Here is a 20,671-nt window from a genome sequence, read left to right as displayed (position 1 = left end):
GTTTATCAACTCACAACCCGCAGCGGGGCGCCGCTGAAAAAGCCCCGCGCGTTTTCCGCCAGTTGGCCGACGATACGCTGGCGCGCCTCGCGGCTGCCCCAGGCGTTATGTGGCGTGACGATCAAGCGCGGGATATCGCCGGCCAACAGCGGATTGCCGTTGACCGGCGGCTCCACGCTCAATACGTCGGTAGCCGCACCGCCCAGATGCCCGCTGCGCAACGCATCGGCCAGCGCCTGTTCGTTGATCAAGCCGCCACGCGCGGTGTTGACCACCAGCGCGCCGGGTTTGAGCAGCGCCAATTCGCGGGCGCCGATCAAGTCGCGGGTGTGCTCGTTGAGCGGGCAGTGCAGGGTCAGCGCGTCGACCTGTGTCAACAGCTCATCCAGCGGCACGCGATCGGCGCGGGCAGGGCGCCCTGGAATCGCGCCCAGCACCACGCGCATGCCAAAGGCCTCGGCCAGGCGCGCCACGGCGCTGCCCAGTTCGCCGTGGCCCAGCAGGCCGAGGGTTTTGCCTTGCAGTTCGATGATCGGATGGTCCAGCAGGCAGAACTGCTTGGCCTCCTGCCATTTGCCGGCGGCCACATCCCGCTGGTAGTCCTTCAGCCGCGTCGCCAGGTTAAGCAGTAGCATCAGCGTGTGCTGCGCCACCGACGGTGTGCCATAGCCCTGGCAGTTGCTTACGGTGATGCCATGGGCGCGGGCGGCTTGGAGGTCGACGTTGTTGGTGCCGGTGGCCGATACCAGAATCAGCTTGAGTTCGGGACAGGCCGCCAGTGTCGGTGCGGTGAGCGCGATCTTGTTGCTGATGACTACCTGGGCACCCTGCAGGCGCTCCAGCAGATTGTGCGGCGTTGTGTCCGAAAACAGCTGCAACTCACTGAAGCTGTTTCGCAAGTGGCTGAGGTCGAGATCTCCAAGGTCGAGGGACGGGTGATCAAGGAAGACGGCGCGGCGTTTGTTCGTCATCAACTGTACCTTTTGCGACAGGGTTCGAAGGCGTAATCTGCCGAGCCTATCAGATGAAATAATCAGTTACTTAATGGAGTGCGCATGTACCTCGCCGAGTTCTTGACCGTTGCCTTGATTCACTTGTTGGCCGTGGCCAGCCCCGGCCCGGACTTCGCCGTGGTGGTGCGCGAGAGCGTGAGCCACGGTCGCCGCGCCGGCACCTGGACGGCCCTGGGCGTGGGCTCGGCGATTTTCCTGCATGTAGGTTATTCGTTGCTGGGGATCGGTCTGATCGTGTCTCAGTCCATCGTGCTGTTCAACGCGCTCAAGTGGGCTGCGGCTGCCTACCTGCTGTACATCGGCTTCAAGGCCCTGCGCGCGCAACCGGCCAAACCCGCCGCCGAGGGCGAACTGCACCGCGAAGCGGGCGAGCGCACCCCGCGCGGCGCCTTCACCGCCGGTTTTGTGACCAATGGCTTGAACCCCAAGGCCACGTTGTTCTTTCTCTCGTTGTTCACCGTGGTGATCAATCCGCACACGCCGTTGGCGGTGCAGGCCGGCTATGGCGTGTACCTGGCGGTGGCGACGGCGCTTTGGTTCTGCCTGGTGGCGATGCTGTTCAGCCAGCAACGCGTTCGCGCCGGCTTCGCGCGGATGGGCCATTGGTTCGATCGGACCATGGGCGCTGTGCTGATTGCCATTGGTGTGAAGCTGGCGTTTACCAGCATGAAATAACACTGGCCCACCCACGTGGACAGGCTCAGGTTCTGTGCAAATGCTGGCGCAAAGCTAGCATTTGCTGAGGTCTGCAAATCATTCCTTTGGCTGATTTAGCGCCAACACAACGTCTCTACAGTGCAGGTCTTCAAGCCAAGACCGTGCAGTCATAAAAAGGGATTCGTATGTTGCAGACCCGTGTTATCCCGCCCGCCGAAGGTGCGTACCAATACCCGCTGTTGATCAAGCGCCTGCTGATGTCAGGCACCCGTTACGAGAAGACCCGGGAAATCGTTTACCGCGACCAATTGCGCTACACCTACCCAACCCTGATCGAGCGCGTCGCGCGTCTGGCCAATGTGTTGACCGAGGCGGGTGTGAAGGCCGGTGACACGGTGGCGGTGATGGATTGGGACAGCCATCGCTATCTGGAATGCATGTTCGCCATCCCGATGATCGGCGCAGTGATCCACACCATCAACGTGCGCCTGTCGCCGGAACAGATCCTGTACACCATGAACCACGCCGAGGACCGGTTCGTGCTGGTCAACAGCGAGTTCGTCGGGCTCTATCAAGCCATCGCCGGGCAGCTCACCACGGTGGACAAAACGCTGCTGCTCACCGATGGCGAAGCCAAAACCGCCGAGTTGCCCGACTTGGTCGGCGAGTACGAAACCCTGCTGGCCGCCGCCAGCCCCGACTACGACTTTCAGGATTTCGACGAGCACTCCGTCGCCACCACGTTCTACACCACCGGCACCACCGGTAACCCCAAGGGTGTGTATTTCACCCATCGCCAACTGGTGCTGCACACCATCGGGGTGGCGACCATCATGGGCAGCGTCGACAGCGTGCGGCTGCTGGGCACCAACGACGTGTACATGCCGATCACGCCGATGTTCCACGTGCACGCCTGGGGCTTGCCGTATGTGGCCACCATGCTCGGCCTCAAGCAGGTCTACCCCGGCCGCTACGACCCGCAATTGCTGGTGGAGCTGTGGCGCAAGGAAAAGGTCACGTTCTCCCATTGCGTGCCGACCATCCTGCAGATGGTGCTCAACACCAAGGCCGCTCAAGGGGTGGATTTTGCCGGCTGGAAAATCGTCATCGGTGGCAGTGCGCTGAATCGTTCGCTGTACGAAGCTTCCAAAGCCCGCGGGATTCAACTGACCGCCGCGTACGGCATGTCCGAGACCGGGCCGCTGGTGTCCTGTGCGCACCTCAATGAGGAGCTGCTGGCCGGCAGCGACGACGAGCGCATTACCTATCGCATCAAGGCCGGCGTACCGGGGCCGTTGGTCGACGCCGCGATCATCGACGCCGAGGGCCGTTTTCTGCCGGCCGATGGCGAGTCCCAGGGCGAGCTGGTGCTGCGCGCGCCGTGGCTGACCGAAGGGTATTTCAAGGAGCCGCAAAAGGGCGCCGAGCTGTGGGCGGGCGGTTGGATGCACACCGGTGACGTGGCCACGCTGGATGCCTTTGGGGTGATTGATATCCGCGACCGCATCAAGGATGTGATCAAGACCGGCGGTGAGTGGATCTCGTCCCTGGCCCTCGAAGACCTGGTCAGCCGTCATCCGGCGGTACGCGAAGTAGCGGTGGTGGGCATCGCCGATCCGCAGTGGGGCGAGCGCCCGTTTGCCTTGCTGGTCATGCGCGAGGGCCATGTGATGGGTGCCCGCGAGCTGAAGGAACATCTCAAGCCGTTCGTGGAATTGGGGCACTTGAGCAAGTGGGCGATTCCGAGTCAGATCGCCGTTGTTACGGAAATTCCCAAGACCAGTGTCGGCAAACTCGACAAGAAACGTATCCGCGTTGACATCATTGAATGGCAGGCTAACAACAGCACGTTCCTGTCTACACTCTGACCCCCTTCGCCGTGCCCGTTCGGGCACGGCAATGCTCTATCTGGCGCCTTCACTTGTCATTTGCCGATTTTCAGCCATCCTTGCGGCGTCGGCCCTCGCCGACATGGCGAAAGGTCTGTGGCAGACGGGTCGGTGATGCAAATCACACTTTAGAGGGATCATGCGGTACCCCCTGCTGGCTATAGTCCCACCTGAGTTTTTCAAGGATGCATCGCTTCGGGCCATGGAGGTTCAGTTGCCAGGCAGCATTGGAATCGTTGTATTCCGGCTGTTACACGCATCATCAAGAACTCACTGCCATAACAATAATGCACATGGAGTAGCGTCGATGACCTCAGTAAACCAGTTCTGGCGCCGGGCAAGATTGCCTCTGGCCGTCAGCCTCGCCTCTACGCTCGCCGGGCCTGCATTCGGCGTCAGTTTCAATATCGGTGAAATCGAAGGCAACTTCGACTCGTCGCTTTCGGTGGGTGCGAGCTGGTCGACAGCCAAGCCTAACAAGGACTTGATCGGCGCCAACAACGGCGGCCGGGGTTTGTCCCAGACCTCCGATGACGGCCATCTGAACTTCAAGCGCGGCGAGACCTTCTCCAAGATCTTCAAAGGTATTCACGACCTGGAGCTGAAGTACGGCGACACCGGCGTGTTCGTGCGGGGCAAATACTGGTACGACTTCGAACTCAAGGATGAAAGCCGTGAGTTCAAGGACATCAGCGACAACAATCGCAAGGAAGGCGCCAAGTCTTCCGGTGGGCAGATTCTCGATGCCTTCGTCTATCACAACTATGCGATTGCCGATCAGCCGGGCAGCGTGCGGTTCGGTAAGCAGGTGGTGAGCTGGGGCGAAAGCACCTTCATCGGCGGCGGTATCAACTCCATCAACCCGATTGACGTGTCCGCATTCCGTCGTCCGGGTGCCGAAATCAAGGAAGGCCTGATTCCGGTCAACATGTTCTACGTGTCACAGACCCTGACCGATAACCTGTCGGCCGAAGCGTTTTACCAGTTGGAATGGGACCAGACCGTCACCGACAACTGCGGTACGTTTTTCTCGCAGCCGGATGTGATTTCCGATGGCTGCAGCAATAACCTGCGCGTGCTGAACAAGCGCTCGACCATTCCGGGGGCTGCCTTGCCGACGTTGACGGCCCTGGGTGTGGACGTTAACAACGAAGGCGTGCTGGTGCGCCGTGGCCCTGACCGTGATGCCCGCGACAGCGGCCAATTCGGCGTGGCCATGCACTACAACTTCGAGCCGCTGGACACCGAGTTCGGCGCGTATTTCATGAATTACCACAGCCGTGCGCCGATCTTCAGTGCACAGGGTGCGCCGGCGTCGGCCTACACCCGTCCGCTGGGGCCGCTGGGCGCCTTGCGGCCACTGGTCGTGGCCGGCAACTCCAACTACTTCGTCGAGTACCCGGAAGATATCCGCCTCTACGGTTTGAGCTTCTCCACCACGCTGCCGACGGGCACCGCGTGGAGCGGTGAGCTGAGTTACCGTCCCAACGCACCGGTGCAGTTGAGCACCACCGATATTCTCTTCGCCGGTGTTACGCCGATCCCGGGCTTTGGCAACGCGTCCGTGCTCAAGGGCACCCCAGGCCAGGATCTGCACGGTTACAACCGCAAGGAAGTGACCCAGTTCCAGACCACCTTCACGCACTTCTTCGACCAGGTGATGGGCGCGAGCCGCTTGACCACCGTCGGTGAAATCGGCGTGACCCATGTGGGCGGCCTGGAAAGCAAATCACAAGCCCGTTACGGCCGTGACCCGGTATTCGGTCCTGGCACTTTGCCTGCTGGCTTCTGCGACAGGCTCAACCAATCCACGGCCAATGGCGCCGGCCTGCCCAACGCCGCCGGCTTGAACACCAATTGCAACAACGACGGCTTCACCACGGCAACCTCCTGGGGCTACCGCGCGCGTGCCATCTGGGAATACCCGGACGTGTTCGCCGGTGTGAACCTCAAGCCCAACGTGGCGTGGTCCCACGACGTGAAAGGTTATTCGCCAGGCCCTGGCGGTAACTTCGAAGAAGGTCGCAAAGCGGTCAGCCTGGGGCTGGATGCCGAATATCAGAACACCTACACCGCGAGCCTGGCGTACACCAACTTCTTCGGCGGCAAGTTCAGCACCGTGGATGACCGTGATTTTGTCGCCCTGAGCGTCGGCGCGAACTTCTAAGCACACTGAATTTCAGGAAGACCGAAATATGAAAATAACTAAAAGTCTGTTGCACGTAGGTGTGCTGGGGCTGTCGATCCTGGCGAGCAACGTCATGGCGGCGGTCTCGGCGGATGAAGCCGCCAAGCTGGGCACCACGCTCACGCCGATGGGCGCCGAGATGGCCGGGAACGCGGCGGGCACCATCCCCAAGTGGTCGCCGATGCCGACCAACGCCGGCGCTGTGGATGCCAAGGGGTTCCTCGCCAACCCGTACGCCAGTGAGCAACCACAGTTCACCATCACCGCGCAGAACGTCGAGCAGTACAAAGACAAACTGGCGCCGGGGCAGTACGCGATGTTCAAGCGCTACCCGGAAACCTTCAAGATGCCGGTCTACCCGACCCATCGCGGCGCTACCGTGCCGGCCGATGTGTTCGCCTCGATCAAGAAGAACGCCACCACTACCAACCTGGTGTCCGGCGGCAACGGCCTGGAAAACTTCGAAACTGCGGTACCGTTCCCGATTCCGAAAAGTGGCGTCGAGGTGATCTGGAACCATATCACTCGCTATCGCGGCGGTAGCGTCACGCGCCTGGTGACGCAGGCTACCCCGCAGACCAATGGCTCTTACAGCCTGGTGTATTTCCGCGACCAGTTCGTGTTCCGCGACAAAATGAAGGACTTCGATCCGAAGAACCCGGGCAACGTGCTGTTCTACTTCAAGCAGCAAGTAACCGCGCCGGCGCGTCTTGCCGGTGGTGTGCTGCTGGTGCACGAAACCCTGGACCAGGTGAAGGAGCCGCGTTCGGCGTGGGTCTACAACGCCGGCCAGCGTCGTGTGCGCCGGGCCCCGCAAGTCTCCTATGACGGCCCGGGCACCGCCGCCGACGGCCTGCGGACCTCCGACAACCTCGACATGTACAACGGTGCGCCGGACCGCTACGACTGGAAGCTGGAAGGCAAGAAGGAAATCTACATCGCCTCCAACAGCTACAAGATCGACGATCCGAAGCTCAAGTACGCCGACATCATCAAGGCCGGCCACATCAACCAGGACCTGGCGCGTTACGAACTGCGCCGCGTCTGGCACGTGGTCGCCACCTTGAAGGAAGGCCAGCGCCACATCTACGCCAAGCGTGACTTCTACATCGACGAAGACACCTGGCAAGCCGCGGTGATCGACCACTACGACGGCCGTGGCCAACTGTGGCGCGTCGCCGAAGCTCATGCCGAGAACTACTACGACAAGCAAGTGCCGTGGTACGCCCTGGAAACCCTCTACGACCTGCAGTCCGGCCGTTACCTGGCGCTGGGCATGAAGAACGAAGAGAAACAGGCCTACGACTTTGGCTTCACCGCTACCACCAGCGACTTCACCCCGGCGGCCTTGCGTCAGGATGGTGTGCGCTAAGCTGAACGAGTCAATGTGGAAGGGGGCTTGCCTCCGGTAGCGGTGTGACAGTCAGCGCAGCATCGACTGATCCGCCTCTATCGGGAGCAAGCCCCCTTCCACTTTTGTTTGTGGCGATATTTCTTGTCGCAGTTCTTTTCCAGGCAATTGTTGCAAAGATCTACAAACCGGCGGCTTTTACCGCTAGTCTGCGGACATCTGCAATGCCGACAATAGCCTTCAATAAGAGCCCGGCGATGACTGATCTGTCCCGAATCCAAGGGCCCGCCAGTACGGCGATCCCGTCCCTGGACGCGCGTTTCTACAGGCCACCGCTGCCTGACGGCTACGTGCCGCGACCGCGCCTGTGCGAACGGCTGAGTGCCGGATTGCAGGGGCGGTTATTGCTGGTCAGCGCGCCGGCCGGCTTCGGCAAGAGTTCCCTGGCGGTCGAGTTCTGCCAAAGCCTGCCGACGCACTGGCAAAGCCTGTGGCTGGGCCTGAGCCCACGGGACAGTGACCCCGGTCGTTTCCTCGAACGTTTGCTCGAAGGCCTGCAACAGTACTTTTCGCCGCTCGGCGCCCAGTCCCTGGGCCTGCTGAAAATGCGCCAGCGTCATCAACCCTTTGCCTTTGAAGAATGGCTCGATGGCCTGCTCGACGAGTTGGCCGTTCACTTGTCCACCCGCGCGCCGCTGTTGCTGGTACTCGATGACTACCATCTGGCCCAGGGACCGGTGCTGGACCGTTGCCTGCAGTTTTTCCTCAACCACTTGCCCGACGGCCTGGTGGTGCTGGTAACCAGCCGCCAGCGCCCGGATTGGCATCTGGCGCGCCTGCGTTTGTCGCGGCACTTGCTCGAGCTGCACGAACATGACCTGCGTCTGACCCATGGCGAATCCTTGGCAGTGCTGGATCACCATAGCAATTCGCTGCGCGGCGAAGCCCTCGATAACTTGATCCGGCGCAGTGAAGGCTGGGTGGCCGGACTGCGCTTCTGGTTGCTGGCGGCGTCCGAAGCCGGCAACGAAGGCGCTTTGCCCCAGAGCCTGCACGGCGGCGAAGGTCTGATCCGCGATTATCTGTTGGAAGAGGTGATCGACTGTCTGCCGGCTGACGTGCAGGCATTCCTGTTCGACACCGCGCCCCAGGAGCGCTTTTGCAGCGAACTGTGCGACGCCGTGCGCGAAGCCCACGACAGCGCGGACATCCTGCGCTACCTGCAATCTCACCAGGTGTTTCTGGTGCCGCTGGACGAGCAGGGCGTCTGGTTTCGCTATCACCATCTGTTCTCCGACCTGTTGCGCAGTCGCCGCGCGAACAGCCCGGTGCTGCCGGCCGCGAGCCTGCACCTGCGCGCCTGTCGCTGGTTCAATGCCCAGGGCCTGATCGACGAAGCGGTGGAGCAGGCATTGCGCGCCGGCCATTTGGATGTGGCGGCAAACCTGGTGCAAAACCTGTCCGAAGAACAGCTGCTGGCCGAGCAGAATGTCGGCATGCTGCTGCGCTGGAAAATGGACTTGCCCGACAGCCTGCTGATCAGCACGCCGCGCTTGATTGTGTTGTACAGCTGGGCGTTGGGCCTGGCCTGCCAGCTCGACGCGGCGCAGGAACTGTCCAGTTACCTCAGTCGCTTCCTGCCGGCCCCTTCGGCCACCGCACAACGATCGATGCTGGCGCAGTGGCTGGCGCTGAGCGGCATCATCGCCCGTGGTCGCGGTGATCGCGAGCTGACCCAGCGCTACTGCAGCGAGGCGTTGGACAGCCTGCCGCAGCGCCGCTATGGCCAGCGGCTGATGTGTCTGTCGACCTTATCCAACCTGGCGATTGCCGATGCCGACCTGTGGCGCGCCCGGGGCTTGAATCGCGAATCGCTGGAGCTCGCGCAGCGGGTCGGCAATCCGTTGTTCGAGGCCTTGGCCCACTACGACCGTGCGCGGGTGTTGCAGGCGCGCGGTGAAATCCTGCGTTCGCTCGACGAAGTGCGCCAGGGCCTGCAGCGCCTGCATGGCCTGGCGCCTCAGCGGTTATATGCGGTGCGCGCGCGCCTGGCGCTGTATGAAGGTTACTTGCTGCTGTTGCGCTTGCAGCCGGAAGCGGGCCTGGCTCGCCTGCGCGCCGGGCTGGCGGAGGCCCGAGCCTGCCGCGATATCAGCGTGCTGATCGGGCACTGTGTGATCGCCAGTTTCGAAGGACGCCGCGGCGACTTTCCTCTGGCCTTTGCCGAGCTGGCTGAAGCCGAGCGCTTGATGCATATCTGGGACGTGCCGCCGATTTACTACCTGGCCATGATCACCCTGATCAAATGCGAACTGTGGCTGGCCCAGGGCCGTACCGACCTGGCCGATGCCTGGCTGACGCGGCTGGGGCAGACCTACAACGGCGATCACGCCGCCGCCGCGCCGGAGTTTCATCCCCACCTGCCGCAACACATCGGCCTGCAACAAGCCGCCCTGGACGCCACGCGTCATCAGCCCGAAGCGGCGTTGCAGCGTTTGGAGCAATTGGCGCAAGAGGCCCAGACCAGCGGCCGCCAGATGATCGCTTTGCTGGCGCTGACCCAGCAGGTGCAACTGCTGCTGGAGGGCGGGCAGCCGGCCAAGGCGCGGCCGATGCTGGCCCAGGCCCTGCAGGCTGCCGCCGGAGGCGCACTGCAACCGTTCCAGCGGCTGTTGGAAAACCATGCTGACTGGATGCGTGAGCAGTTGGCTCAGCACCCTCACGCACTGGCGAGCCAGGCCCTGCTGGCGTTGTTGCCCACGGTGGCGGCGGGGGGGGCATCCTCCCATGAGGCGCTCAGCGCGCGCGAAATGGCCGTGCTGCAACTGATTGCCCTGGGATGTTCGAATCAGGAAATCAGCAATCAGTTGTTCATTTCCCTGCACACCGTGAAAACCCACGCCAGCCACATCAACAGCAAGCTTGGCGTGGAGCGACGCACTCAGGCCGTGGCCCGCGCGAAGGCCATGGGGTTGCTGGCCTGATCTCGCGGTGGGCTACGGTGTGCCTGGGCACTGGCCAGCAGCGCTGGCGGCTGCCCGGCTGACCTGTGCCGCGAAGCGCTTGAGGTTGTTCTGATGGGCCAGCACCACATCGTCAATGCCGCTGCCCGCCGGCGACTGCAAGGTCGTTCGGCACAGCAGCGACGGGCGGTCAGTGCCGCTGGCGGGCCGCAGACGCCACTGGGCGTCAAACCGGGCGTACTGGCCAGGCACGGAATCAAAGCGCTGCACGTCGACCCGCAACAGCAGCGGTGGCCGAGGATTGCTGTTGGCCAACTGATCCACCAGCGCGCTGCGCATTTCGTCCGCCAGGCTGGCGGCCCACCACTGGGTTTCCAGGATGGCGATGCCCGTGTCGCCCTGGCGCACCACGATCTGCGGTCGGTCCACGGCGGGCGGCACCGTGAGGCTCTCGATGCGGATCGTGCCGGTACCGCCAACCGTGGGCAGATTCGCATGCGCCGGGGTCAGCGTATGGAAGGTAATGGGCGTGCTGCCGCAGGCCGACAGCGCCAACAACGCGCCGAGCAGGGTGGCTTTGAACGGAAACGTCATGGCGCTTGCTCCAGGTTTCATTTGCGCGGTGGCCCTTGCAGGTTCAGGGGCGCGGCGTTGTCGGGGCGACCGCGAATCAGCGATTCCGGGTGACGGCCCAGGTAGTCCGACAGCTCGCGCAACGAGCGGGACATGCGGCCCAGCTCATCCAGGGTCTGGGTCAGTTGCTCGCGCTGCGGTGAGTCTTCGGCGAGGGTCGCGTTGGCCGATTGCAACGTCTTGCTGACGTCGGCCAGGGTCGTCTGTACGCCGGGCAGGGTCTTGGCGTTGAACTGGGTGAGGCCTTTGCGCAACTCGACGAGATTGCTGTCGAGGTTGCCGGCGATGCGTTCGATCGGCAGTTGATTGATCTTGTTGACGATGCTTTCGAGTTTTTCCTGCAGTTGTTCCAGGTTACCGGGAATGGTCGGGATGCTGACCGGGCGCAGGGTGGGGTCGAAGGTGACCTTGTCGGCTTTGGGGTAGAAGTCCAGGGCGATGTACAACTGGCCGGTCAGCAGGTTGCCGCTGCGCGCCTGGGCCCGCAGACCGTTCTCGATGAACGAGCCGATCAGGCGTACGCCGGCGGCTTCATCCTTGGGATCATTGTTCATGGTCTTGAGCAGCTTGGTATGGGCCTGTCCGAGCAACTGGGGATAGATGACGATGCCGACGTTGAGTGGGAAGCTGCGCTTTTTGGCATCGAAGTCAAGGTTGACCGACACCACTTTGCCGAACTCGATGCCGAGGAACTCCACCGGTGCGCCGACCTTGAGCCCGCGCAGGGCCTGGTCGAAACGCAGGGCCATGTATTGGCCGTCGCCGGTGGGCGGAGCAAGCGCGCTGACCTGGTCGTCGAACAGTTCGAACGTTTGTTCCTCATCGGCGGGCTTATCGTTGGGGCTGTAAGGCGGCGCCAGGAACGCAATACCGCCCACCAGCATGGACGACAGCGATTCGGTTTTCAGCGCGAAGCCATTGGCGCCGACACTCAGGTCGATCCCACTGGCGTTCCAGAAGCGGGTGTTCTGCGTGACGTACGCGTCATTGGGCGCATGCACGAACACTTCGATATCGACCCCTTTGCCTTCGGCATCCAGTTTGTAGGCCACCACTTGGCCGACCTCGATTTTGCGGTAGTACACCGGCGAGCCGATATCCAGCGAGCCCAGGGTCTGCGTATGCAACGTAAAGCGTTTGCCCGGTTCGCCGTAGGTGATCGGCGGCGGGTTTTCCAGGCCCTTGAACTGCCTGGCGCGGGTCTCGGACTGGCCGATGTCGGCACCGATATAGTCGCCGGACAACAGCGTGTCGATACCGGAAACGCCACCCGCGCCGATGCGCGGGCGTACCACCCAGAACTGCGAGTCGGCGCGCGTGAAACTTTCGGCCTGCTTGGCCAACTGCACGGTCGCGTTGACGCTTTTCTGATCGTCGCTCAGGGCCACATCGGTCACTTGGCCGATCACCACGTTGCGGTATTTGACCTCGGTTTTATTCGCTGTCAGCCCGCTGCCGGTCTTGAAGTTAAGCGTGATGGTCGGGCCCTGCTGCAGGACGCTGTGGACCACCAGCGAAATCCCCACCAATACCGCAACGATCGGCACGATCCAAACCAGCGACACACTGAAGCGCCGGGTCTTGATGGCCGGCGATCCGGGCGTTTGCGCAGCGTCAGTGCGGGACGTCATCCGAGGTCTCCTTAGTGTGTGGGGGTTCCCAGATCAGCCTCGGGTCGAAGCTCATCGCAGCCAACATGGTAAATACAACCACCAGGCCGAAAAACAGAATGCCCAGGCGCGGCTCGATAGTGCCCAGCGCCTGAAACTTCACCAGCGCGGCCACCAGCGCGACCACGATGACATCCAGCATCGACCAGTAGCCAATCAGTTCGACAAAACGGAACAGCTTCGAGCGCTCCTTGCGCGCCCACAGGCTGTTGCGTTGCACGGTCACCAGCAGCAGCGCCAGAGAAACGAACTTGATCCCCGGCACGGCGATGCTGGCGATAAAAATGATCAGCGCGATGTCCCACGCGCCGTGCTGCCAGAACTCAAGAACCCCGCTCATGATGGTGCTGTCGGCGCCCGAGCCGAACAGGCTGGTATTCATCACCGGCAGCACATTGGCCGGTACATAAAAGGCCAGCGCCGTGAGCATGTAGGCCCAGGTGCGAGTGAGCGAGCGGACCTTGCGCCGGTGCAGGGGCGCGCCGCAGCGTTCGCATTCGCCGGGGGCTGCGCTGATGTCAGCCGCCAGGCCGCAGCTGTGGCACAGGCACAGGTTGAGTTCGCTGGCCGTCGGCGGCGTATTCACACAACGTCCCACAGGTCACGCACATCGCGCCCGGCGATACGGATCAGCAACAGGCTCAGCACGGCCAGCGCAAACAGGCCGGTGCCGGGAATGACATCGAGCATGCCGGCCAACTTGAACACCGCCACCATCGCCCCGAGCAGGCACACCTCGAGCATGCTCCACGGCCGCAGTGCTTCGAGCCAGCGCATGCAGAGCCTGAACGCCGGCGAACGCTGGCCGGCCAAGGCGAAACTCAACACCCATATCAGCAGTAACAACTGAAAAACCGGTGCGATGATGATGGAGATCGCGGCCACCAAGGCGATAAAGGTGATTGGCCCCAGGCTCAGGGCCACCACTGAGTCCCACAGCGTGGCGCTGTTTTTCAGGCCCTGCAGGCTGATCGTCATCACCGGATAGAAGTTAGCGAAAGCCCATAGCACCGCAGCGGTCAGCGTCAAGGCGAGGCGCTGTTGCAGGGTCAGGCCGTTGTAGCGCTGCAACACGCCTGCACAGCGCACGCACACGGCTTTTTGATGCCGGGCGAGCGCGACTTTGCGGTACACGCAGTCGCAGTGCTCGCAGATGATCAAGTGGTTCGCCATGAGGCTCGCTCCAGCGCGGCACGTTTGCGATCTTGGGTGGGGTTGAGGGGCGCCCGCAAAGCTTAGCAGCGGCGGCTTTGCATGCGGGCGAGCGAACCGTCCCTTTCGGGTGTAAGGCTTGGTCAACCATACTGTGGCGAATATGCCATATGAAGCGCAGGAGTACCGATGAATATTGAACACAACGCCCTTATCCGCGAAACCTTTCCGGTCGGCCCGTTGCAGTGCAACTGCACGATCATCGGCGACCCCGTCACCAAAAAAGCCATCGTGGTCGATCCGGGCGGCAACCCGGAACGGATCCTGGCGCGGCTCGATGCGCTGGGCCTGAAGGTGGTGAGCATCATTCATACCCATGCCCATCTCGATCACTTCCTCGCTTCGGGTCAATTGAAAGAGAAAACCGGCGCCACCCTGCATCTGCACAAGGAAGACCAATTCCTGTGGGACAACCTGAAGATGCAATGCCAGATGTTTGGGGTGCCCTATACGCCAGTGCCGTCGCCCGACCGCTGGCTGGCCGATGATGAGGCCTTGGCCTGCGGCTGCGGCGTGGCTTTGCACACGCCTGGGCATACGCCGGGATCGATGAGTTTCTGGTTCGCCGATGCCAAATTGCTGATTGCCGGTGACACCTTGTTCCGCCGCGGCGTGGGGCGTACGGATCTGTGGGGTGGCGATCAGGCGACCATTGTGCGTTCGATCAAGCAGCGCCTGTATACCCTGGACGAGGATGCCATCGTGGTGACGGGGCACGGGCCGGATACGCGGCTGGGGGATGAGATGCGCGAGAACCCGTTCGTTCGGGCTTGACGTCAGCGAGCGCGCCGTTACAGAAAAATCTCAGGTTGTGTTCAGCGGGTGTCTGCTAGGGTTTTGATAGCGGTCAGTGTTGGCCAGTCTTTTGTTACAGCCTGGAACGCGATGACGGAATTTTTGCCGTTTGTCGCGTTCCAAACCCGGCACAGGTCCGTTGCCAATGTCCTTTGCACCACAGAATGCAAAAGTAGGAGCTTCCTTCATGTTCACTCCGCGTCGTCTGCTTGTTGTCGCTACCGCCGTAGCCCTGTTGTCCGGCTGCGCTTCCCCTAATCCTTATGACGGCAGCAGCCAGGGACAGGCGAATAATGAATCCGGCGGTATGAGCAAGACCGCCAAGTACGGTGGCCTGGGCGCTCTGGCCGGGGCATTGGCCGGTGCGGCCATCGACCACAACCACCGTGGCAAGGGCGCGCTGATCGGCGCAGTGGTGGCCGGTGCAGGTGCCGCCGGCTATGGCTACTACGCCGACCAGCAGGAAAAGAAACTGCGCGAAAGCATGGCCAATACCGGAGTCGAAGTGCAGCGCCAGGGCGACCAGATCAAATTGATCATGCCGGGTAACATCACCTTCGCCACCAACTCCGACGCGATTTCCAGCAGTTTCTACCAGCCGCTGAACAACTTGGCCAATTCGCTCAAGCAGTTCAATCAGAACACCATCCAGATTGTCGGCTACACCGACAGCACCGGCAGCCGCCAGTTGAACATGGACCTGTCCCAGCGTCGCGCTCAGAGCGTGGCCAATTACCTGACGTCCCAAGGCGTGAGTCCGGCCAACCTGAGCGCGCGCGGCGCCGGTCCGGATAACCCGATCGCCAGCAACGCGGACGTCAATGGCCGTGCCCAGAACCGTCGGGTCGAGGTCAACCTGGGTCCTATCCCAGGCCAGCAGTATGGCCAGCCGGCCCAGCAGCAGGCACCGCAGCAAAATAACCAGTTCCAGGGCAACCCGTACCAGCAGTACCAGTAAGCTCGGGTAATAAAAAAGGACGCCGTGCAATGGCTGCACGGCGTCCTTTTTTGTGGGCGGCGTTTACATCAATCGATGTATTCGAACACCTTAACGATCTTCTGCACGCCAGATACGCCCTGTACCAGATTGGCGGCGCGGGTGGCTTCCGCCTGGGTCAGCAGGCCCATCAGGTAGACGATACCGTTATCGGTGACGACTTTGATACGCGAGCCTGGGATGGCGTTGTCGGTGAGCATCTGCGCCTTGATCTTGGTGGTCAGCAGCGCGTCATTGCTGATGGCCAGCAGGGTGATCGGGTCCATCACCTGCAATTCGTTATGCACCTTCTTCACGCGTTGCACGGCCGCTGCGGCTTGCTCGGCCTGGGCCTTAAGATCGGCGCGGGGCGTTTGGCCGGCGAGCAGTACCACGCCGTTGAAACTGGTGACGACGATGCGCGAGGCACCATTGCCCAGGTCCGGCGCGGCTTTGGCGACGTTGACCTCGACTTTGGTTTCGATCAGAGAGTCGTCGATCTTGCTGCCGAAGGTACGCGTGCCCTTGTCGTCCTGGATGGGGGTGTCACGTGTCGCGGTGATTGCCGTGCTGCAGCCGCTGATGGCGAGGCACAGCGTCATGGCCAAAAGGCTGAGGCGGTTAACGGTCATTCTTCACTCCCGAACAGTTGGCTGTCGATCAGATCGCACAGGCAGTGGATCGCCAGCAGGTGGACTTCCTGGATACGTGCAGTGACAGTGGCCGGAACGCGAATCTCCACATCTTCTGGCAGCAGCAGCGAGGCCATGCCGCCGCCGTCGCGTCCGGTCAATGCTACGACAATCATTTCGCGATCATGTGCGGCCTGGATCGCTTGAATAATGTTGGCCGAGTTGCCGCTGGTGGAAATCGCCAGCAGCACATCGCCCGGCTGGCCCAGGGCGCGGATCTGCTTGGAGAAGATCTCGTTGTAGCTGTAGTCGTTGGCGATCGAGGTGATCGTCGACGAATCGGTGGTCAAGGCAATGGCCGGCAGGCTCGGGCGCTCGCGCTCGAAGCGGTTGAGCAGCTCGGAGGAAAAGTGCTGGGCGTCGCCGGCTGAACCGCCGTTGCCGCACGAAAGCATTTTGCCCTCGTTGAGCAAGGCATTGACCATGACTTGACTGGCTTGCTCGATGTGCGGTGCAAGTACGTCCATCGCCTGTTGCTTGGTGTCGATGCTGGCCTGGAATAGCTGGCGAATTCGGGATTGCATGTCCATCTGTGTGACCTTAAGTAGCGCGGCTGTTTGGCACAGGAATGTGCAGCCCGCAAAGCAAAGAGCAAAAGTGTGTGGTGTAGAGGTCCGGCGAATCAGCTGTCGAAGGCATTGGGCAGCCAGTTCAGATCAGCCGTCCCCGACGGTGTGCTTTCTATGGCGACCACATCGAAACGGCAGGGGGAGTCGGCCCAGCGATGCTCTTTTTGCAGGAAAAACTGCGCGGCGAGTATCAGCTTTTGACGCTTGCGCCCGTCGATACTGGCGAGCGCGCCACCCCATTGTGCGTGTTTCCTGTAGCGGACTTCGACGAATACTACTGTATCGCCGTCAAGCATGACCAGATCAAGCTCGCCGCGTTTACACAACCAGTTCTGCGCCAGAAGGCGCAGACCCTGTTGCTGCAGGTAGTTCAGAGCTTGAAGTTCGGCATCCTTGCCGCTTTGCGCGCGGGACCGCTCGGGCATCAGCGCGGGGTGTCCGGCAGGCGTTGGACCTGGCCGCCGACGAACTTGGCCCAAGGCATCTGGCGGTCGACGCGCTGGTTGCCGCTGATGCCCAGATTGCCCGACAGGCCATCCACCCGAGTGTCCGGCAGCGCCTTGAGCTGGCCCAGGCGTGGCGCCAGGCGATAGGCATCGACGCCCATCGCATACAGGCGGCCGAGGCTGCCATTGGCTTGTGGCCATTGCGCGGCGACCTGGTTGCGCAGCGGGTCGGTGGTGTTGAGCAGCCAAGGCGTTTCGCAGAACATCACGTTGGTCATGTCCAGGTACTGGTTCTTGTCGCCGCTGGCGCTGAATACGTGGGATGTTGCATACACCGGCACGTCGCCGGCGTACTGGAAGTTGAGGGTCGGCTTGATCTGCTGGGCCAGTTGTGGGGTTACGGCCAGGAAGATGAACTCGATGTCCTGGCGACGTGAAGGTTGTGCCGCCACATCGGTGCCAACGGTGTTTTGCAGGCTCTTGGCGCGGGCTTCGCTTTTACGCAGCTGGAACAGGTCGGCAATCTGCTGGGCCAGGGCCACGGGCTGATCCACATACTCCACACCCATGACCGTACCGCCGTTGGCTTCCCAATCCTGGCGGAACGCCTTGTAGACACGCTCGCCCCATTCGCCACGCGGCACCATGGCTGCGGCGCGGTGCAGGCCATCGGCACGGGCGCGGCGCGAGACTTCGCGGGCTTCGTCTTCGGCGGCCAGGCCGAACTGGAACAGCTGCGGCGGAGCTTGATCGGTTTCGGCGTAATTCAGCGCCAGGGTGGTGATCGGCAGTTGAGGCCGCGCGCTGAGCTGCTTGACGAGTGGCTTCTCCAGCGGGCCGACCACCAGTTGCACGCCGGCGGCCTGGGCCTTGGCGTAGAAATCGTCGAGGGAGGTCAAGCGGGAGCTGTCATAGAACTCAATGACCGGCGGCTTTTGCCCGGCCTGTTCGGCCTGGTAATGGGCCGCCATGAAGCCTTCGCGCAACGCCTTGCCCACGGAGGCCAGCGGGCCGTCCTGTGGCAGCAGCAGGGCGATCTTGTTCAGGGGCTGGCTGGCCAGCTCCTTAAGCTTGGTCAGCGGCGTCGGCAATTGCAGCGCCGCCGGATGGTTGGGGTTCTGCGCGCGCCAGGTGTCGATGGCGGCCTGCTGTTGCTCCAGGGTGCCGGCGCTCTTGACCGATTGAGCCAGGGTGATCCAGCCATCGAGGATAGGGTTGCCGCTGGCTTGCAACTGCTCGGCCGGCAGGGCGGCAATCAGCGCCCAGATGGCGTCATGGTTGGCATGCGCGGCGTCGCCGGTCAGCAACGAGGCCATGGCGACACGCTCACGGGCGGCGGCCAGGGTCTGGCCGTCGGCCTCATAAGCGCGGGCATGAACGGTACCGGTGCGAATCTGCTGCTCGGCAGGCAAGTCCTTGAGGCTTTGCAGGCTCGGGTGGCTCAATGCCGTCAACGCGGCCTTGGGCTGGTTGCGCGTCATCGCCAGCTCGGCAGCCAGTGTGCTGGCAAACACCTGTGCGGCAGGCTTGAGAGCCTCCAGGGGCACTTGTGCAAGAATCTGCGCCGAGCGGCCAGGATTATTCTGGTGGTGGGCCAGGTCAGCTGCACTCAGGCGCAACAGTGCGGCCTTTTCCGGCGTCTTGGCGGAGGTGGCCTGTTCGAGCAGTTGCTCGATACTGGCGTCCGGGGTCCGAGGAAGCTCGCCAAGGCTGGACGAGGGCGAGCTGGCGCAGGCGGCCAGTAGGGCAGCGAGGCAGAGGGCGGAGAGCAGCCGCAGGCAAGCGATCATGTAAGTGTTCCTGATACCGATCAAATTAGCGTGGAAGTGTACCCAAGCACTGGCCCAGGCGCGATGTTACTGGCGTGAAACCGTCGATTTAGGTCGTGCAAAAGCGGCTGACTGGATGTTACCGGACGCAAGCGACCCTGAAGGGATCGGCCTCGATGGCGTTTTTTCAAGGCATCTACGCGCTACAATGATTTTTTTGCCAACCATCGAGGTGTGCGTTTTGACTGCTCCAGGTCCTTTGAATTCCACTGCAGGCTCGCTTTTTGTCGTGGCGACGCCCATTGGCAACCTGGACGACATCAGTGCTCGCGCATTGAAAGTGTTGCGCGACGTTAAATTGATCGCGGCCGAAGACACGCGCCACTCCCAACGTTTGATGCAGCATTTTGGTATCAGTACGCCGCTGGCGGCCTGCCATGAGCACAACGAACGCGAGGAAGGCAGCCGCTTTATCGTGCGTCTGCTGGCCGGCGACGACGTGGCGTTGATTTCCGATGCGGGCACGCCATTGATCTCCGATCCCGGTTACCACCTGGTCCGCCAGGCACGCGCCGCAGGTATCAATGTAGTGCCTGTTCCGGGGGCGTGCGCGTTGATTGCTGCCTTATCGGCGGCCGGCCTGCCTTCCGACCGGTTTATCTTCGAAGGCTTCCTGCCCGCCAAGGCGGTGGGGCGTCGAGCGCGCCTTGAGGCCCTCAAGGAGGAACCGCGCACGCTGATCTTCTACGAAGCGCCGCACCGCATCCTGGAGTGCCTGCAGGACATGGAGCTGGTATTCGGCGGCGAGCGCCTGGCGCTGTTGGCCCGCGAGCTGACCAAAACCTTCGAGACGCTCAAGGGCTTACCCCTGGAAGCGCTTCGAGCCTTTGTCGAAGGCGACAGTAACCAGCAGCGCGGCGAGTGCGTGGTGCTGGTAGCGGGCTGGACCGCGCCGGAGAGCGAGGACGCGGTGAGCAGCGAGGCCATGCGCATCCTGGATCTGTTGCTCAAGGAAATGCCACTTAAACGCGCAGCGGCCCTGGCGGCGGAAATCACTGGCGTGCGCAAGAACGTCCTGTATCAAGTGGCGCTGGATAAGCAGAAAGCCGAATAGTTCCGGGGCGGAGGGTGCATTTCATCCGGTCATGATGGCAGTCGCGGTCTTTTAATACTTGTCCTGAGACCGCCGTGCCGTTAACCTGCGCGGCGGAGAGTCGATTGGACAGTCGCTGCCCTCTATGAAAATTAGGGGGGGGAGGAAAGTCCGGGCTCCATAGGGCGAAGTGCCAGGTAATGCCTGGGAGGCGTGAGCCTACGGAAAGTGCCACAGAAAATAACCGCCTAAGCGCTTCGGTGCCGGTAAGGGTGAAAAGGTGCGGTAAGAGCGCACCGCACGACTGGCAACAGTTCGTGGCTAGGTAAACCCCACTTGGAGCAAGACCAAATAGGGTCCCAAGGCGTGGCCCGCGCTGGGACCGGGTAGGTTGCTAAAGATGTCCAGTGATGGCCATCGTAGACGAATGACTGTTCAAGACAGAACCCGGCTTATAGATCGACTCTCCACCTTATTTCCTTTTGTTCGAGTCTCGAGCAAAAAAACGGTAGTAACGCAAGACTCCCTCCCTGCCAAATCATTGGCAGATGCATCTTCGTAATACCAAAAAAATCTTACTCTTAATAAATCACTTTAACTTCGAGCTATAGCGCTTTGAGTGCTCTGCGCTTGTTGGGTCAAAAATATCGTCGAACTCGGGTTTCTCCTCCCTTTACGCTCCTAAATCTCCGTTCTGTAAGGCTTTTCCTTGAATCCGTGCCTTGACGGTGTGGTGGGCGCATTCCTATAGTGTG

17 protein-coding genes and 1 other RNA gene are annotated in these 20,671 nt (G+C 61.8%); 9 read left to right on the top strand and 9 right to left on the bottom strand.

The window, feature by feature from the left end:
* Positions 1-5 precede the first annotated feature (5 nt).
* A complete protein-coding gene (locus tag G7025_RS09920; protein ID WP_181078586.1) occupies positions 6-971 on the bottom strand; it encodes a 2-hydroxyacid dehydrogenase in 966 nt (321 codons plus the stop codon).
* Positions 972-1,055: 84 nt separating this feature from the next.
* Between G7025_RS09920 and G7025_RS09915 the strand changes: the two genes are divergently transcribed.
* The 5 genes from G7025_RS09915 to G7025_RS09895 all read left to right on the top strand — a co-directional run bounded on the left by G7025_RS09915 (position 1,056) and on the right by G7025_RS09895 (position 10,082).
* On the top strand, positions 1,056-1,688 hold the full coding sequence (locus G7025_RS09915) for a LysE family translocator (RefSeq protein WP_181078584.1): 633 nt from the start codon (positions 1,056-1,058) through the stop codon (positions 1,686-1,688).
* Between the two features lie 167 nt (positions 1,689-1,855).
* Positions 1,856-3,538 (top strand): fatty acid--CoA ligase, encoded by a 1,683-nt coding sequence (locus tag G7025_RS09910; RefSeq protein ID WP_181078582.1) that lies wholly within the window; start codon positions 1,856-1,858, stop codon positions 3,536-3,538.
* A 328-nt stretch (positions 3,539-3,866) separates the two neighbouring features.
* The gene (locus G7025_RS09905; RefSeq protein WP_181078580.1) at positions 3,867-5,726 is read left to right on the top strand and encodes a DUF1302 domain-containing protein; all 1,860 of its coding nucleotides are present in this window, start codon (positions 3,867-3,869) and stop codon (positions 5,724-5,726) included.
* 28 nt (positions 5,727-5,754) lie between these two features.
* Positions 5,755-7,119, top strand: a complete 1,365-nt coding sequence (locus G7025_RS09900) for a DUF1329 domain-containing protein (RefSeq protein ID WP_181078578.1) — start codon at positions 5,755-5,757, stop codon at positions 7,117-7,119.
* Between the two features lie 236 nt (positions 7,120-7,355).
* Positions 7,356-10,082, top strand: a complete 2,727-nt coding sequence (locus G7025_RS09895) for a LuxR C-terminal-related transcriptional regulator (RefSeq protein ID WP_181078576.1) — start codon at positions 7,356-7,358, stop codon at positions 10,080-10,082.
* Between the two features lie 12 nt (positions 10,083-10,094).
* Here the strand turns inward: G7025_RS09895 and G7025_RS09890 are convergent, their stop codons facing one another.
* From G7025_RS09890 to G7025_RS09875, 4 genes are read right to left on the bottom strand one after another with little or no spacing between them, the layout of a single operon-like run.
* Positions 10,095-10,655 carry a PqiC family protein gene (locus G7025_RS09890; RefSeq protein WP_181078574.1) on the bottom strand — a complete coding sequence of 187 codons (561 nt, stop codon included), beginning with the start codon at positions 10,653-10,655 and terminating at the stop codon, positions 10,095-10,097.
* 17 nt (positions 10,656-10,672) lie between these two features.
* Positions 10,673-12,325 (bottom strand): PqiB family protein, encoded by a 1,653-nt coding sequence (locus G7025_RS09885; RefSeq protein WP_181078572.1) that lies wholly within the window; start codon positions 12,323-12,325, stop codon positions 10,673-10,675.
* On the bottom strand, positions 12,309-12,950 hold the full coding sequence (locus G7025_RS09880; RefSeq protein ID WP_181078571.1) for a paraquat-inducible protein A: 642 nt from the start codon (positions 12,948-12,950) through the stop codon (positions 12,309-12,311). Before G7025_RS09880 ends, G7025_RS09885 begins: the two co-directional genes overlap by 17 nt.
* The gene (locus tag G7025_RS09875; protein ID WP_181078569.1) at positions 12,947-13,537 is read right to left on the bottom strand and encodes a paraquat-inducible protein A; all 591 of its coding nucleotides are present in this window, start codon (positions 13,535-13,537) and stop codon (positions 12,947-12,949) included. The genes G7025_RS09880 and G7025_RS09875 overlap by 4 nt, the downstream gene beginning before the upstream one ends.
* A gap of 168 nt (positions 13,538-13,705) precedes the next feature.
* Between G7025_RS09875 and G7025_RS09870 the strand changes: the two genes are divergently transcribed.
* Both G7025_RS09870 and G7025_RS09865 read left to right on the top strand, forming a co-directional pair.
* Positions 13,706-14,350: an MBL fold metallo-hydrolase gene (locus G7025_RS09870; RefSeq protein ID WP_181078568.1), complete on the top strand. Its 645-nt coding sequence runs from the start codon at positions 13,706-13,708 to the stop codon at positions 14,348-14,350.
* Positions 14,351-14,558: 208 nt separating this feature from the next.
* On the top strand, positions 14,559-15,329 hold the full coding sequence (locus G7025_RS09865) for an OmpA family protein (protein ID WP_181078566.1): 771 nt from the start codon (positions 14,559-14,561) through the stop codon (positions 15,327-15,329).
* A gap of 68 nt (positions 15,330-15,397) precedes the next feature.
* Here G7025_RS09865 and G7025_RS09860 read toward each other — a convergent pair whose 3' ends face one another.
* From G7025_RS09860 to G7025_RS09845, 4 genes are all read right to left on the bottom strand, one after another.
* A complete protein-coding gene (locus tag G7025_RS09860; protein WP_034111799.1) occupies positions 15,398-15,979 on the bottom strand; it encodes a BON domain-containing protein in 582 nt (193 codons plus the stop codon).
* Positions 15,976-16,569 (bottom strand): phosphoheptose isomerase, encoded by a 594-nt coding sequence (locus G7025_RS09855; protein WP_024073509.1) that lies wholly within the window; start codon positions 16,567-16,569, stop codon positions 15,976-15,978. Before G7025_RS09855 ends, G7025_RS09860 begins: the two co-directional genes overlap by 4 nt.
* A gap of 92 nt (positions 16,570-16,661) precedes the next feature.
* Positions 16,662-17,033 carry a YraN family protein gene (locus tag G7025_RS09850; RefSeq protein ID WP_181078565.1) on the bottom strand — a complete coding sequence of 124 codons (372 nt, stop codon included), beginning with the start codon at positions 17,031-17,033 and terminating at the stop codon, positions 16,662-16,664.
* Positions 17,033-18,844, bottom strand: coding sequence for a penicillin-binding protein activator (locus G7025_RS09845; protein ID WP_181078563.1), 1,812 nt, complete (start codon positions 18,842-18,844; stop codon positions 17,033-17,035). The genes G7025_RS09850 and G7025_RS09845 overlap by 1 nt, the downstream gene beginning before the upstream one ends.
* Positions 18,845-19,031: 187 nt before the next feature.
* Between G7025_RS09845 and rsmI the strand changes: the two genes are divergently transcribed.
* Positions 19,032-19,937, top strand: a complete 906-nt coding sequence (gene rsmI, locus G7025_RS09840) for a 16S rRNA (cytidine(1402)-2'-O)-methyltransferase (protein WP_181078562.1) — start codon at positions 19,032-19,034, stop codon at positions 19,935-19,937.
* A gap of 96 nt (positions 19,938-20,033) precedes the next feature.
* An RNA gene (gene rnpB, locus G7025_RS09835) (RNase P RNA component class A) lies at positions 20,034-20,387 on the top strand.
* Positions 20,388-20,671 lie beyond the last annotated feature (284 nt).

The organism is Pseudomonas lurida, from assembly GCF_013522705.1.
Lineage (GTDB): Bacteria > Pseudomonadota > Gammaproteobacteria > Pseudomonadales > Pseudomonadaceae > Aquipseudomonas > Aquipseudomonas quebecensis.
This window is presented reverse-complemented; position numbering and strand designations above follow the sequence as displayed.

Bases quoted from the DNA above. Each gene is read 5' to 3' on its own strand.
- G7025_RS09920 (WP_181078586.1), bottom strand. From the start codon at position 971: ATGACGAACAAACGCCGCGCCGTCTTCCTTGATCACCCGTCCCTCGAC.
- G7025_RS09915 (WP_181078584.1), top strand. From the start codon at position 1,056: ATGTACCTCGCCGAGTTCTTGACCGTTGCCTTGATTCACTTGTTGGCC.
- G7025_RS09910 (WP_181078582.1), top strand. From the start codon at position 1,856: ATGTTGCAGACCCGTGTTATCCCGCCCGCCGAAGGTGCGTACCAATAC.
- G7025_RS09905 (WP_181078580.1), top strand. From the start codon at position 3,867: ATGACCTCAGTAAACCAGTTCTGGCGCCGGGCAAGATTGCCTCTGGCC.
- G7025_RS09900 (WP_181078578.1), top strand. From the start codon at position 5,755: ATGAAAATAACTAAAAGTCTGTTGCACGTAGGTGTGCTGGGGCTGTCG.
- G7025_RS09895 (WP_181078576.1), top strand. From the start codon at position 7,356: ATGACTGATCTGTCCCGAATCCAAGGGCCCGCCAGTACGGCGATCCCG.
- G7025_RS09890 (WP_181078574.1), bottom strand. From the start codon at position 10,655: ATGACGTTTCCGTTCAAAGCCACCCTGCTCGGCGCGTTGTTGGCGCTG.
- G7025_RS09885 (WP_181078572.1), bottom strand. From the start codon at position 12,325: ATGACGTCCCGCACTGACGCTGCGCAAACGCCCGGATCGCCGGCCATC.
- G7025_RS09875 (WP_181078569.1), bottom strand. From the start codon at position 13,537: ATGGCGAACCACTTGATCATCTGCGAGCACTGCGACTGCGTGTACCGC.
- G7025_RS09870 (WP_181078568.1), top strand. From the start codon at position 13,706: ATGAATATTGAACACAACGCCCTTATCCGCGAAACCTTTCCGGTCGGC.
- G7025_RS09865 (WP_181078566.1), top strand. From the start codon at position 14,559: ATGTTCACTCCGCGTCGTCTGCTTGTTGTCGCTACCGCCGTAGCCCTG.
- G7025_RS09860 (WP_034111799.1), bottom strand. From the start codon at position 15,979: ATGACCGTTAACCGCCTCAGCCTTTTGGCCATGACGCTGTGCCTCGCC.
- G7025_RS09855 (WP_024073509.1), bottom strand. From the start codon at position 16,569: ATGGACATGCAATCCCGAATTCGCCAGCTATTCCAGGCCAGCATCGAC.
- G7025_RS09850 (WP_181078565.1), bottom strand. From the start codon at position 17,033: ATGCCCGAGCGGTCCCGCGCGCAAAGCGGCAAGGATGCCGAACTTCAA.
- G7025_RS09845 (WP_181078563.1), bottom strand. From the start codon at position 18,844: ATGATCGCTTGCCTGCGGCTGCTCTCCGCCCTCTGCCTCGCTGCCCTA.
- rsmI (WP_181078562.1), top strand. From the start codon at position 19,032: ATGATTTTTTTGCCAACCATCGAGGTGTGCGTTTTGACTGCTCCAGGT.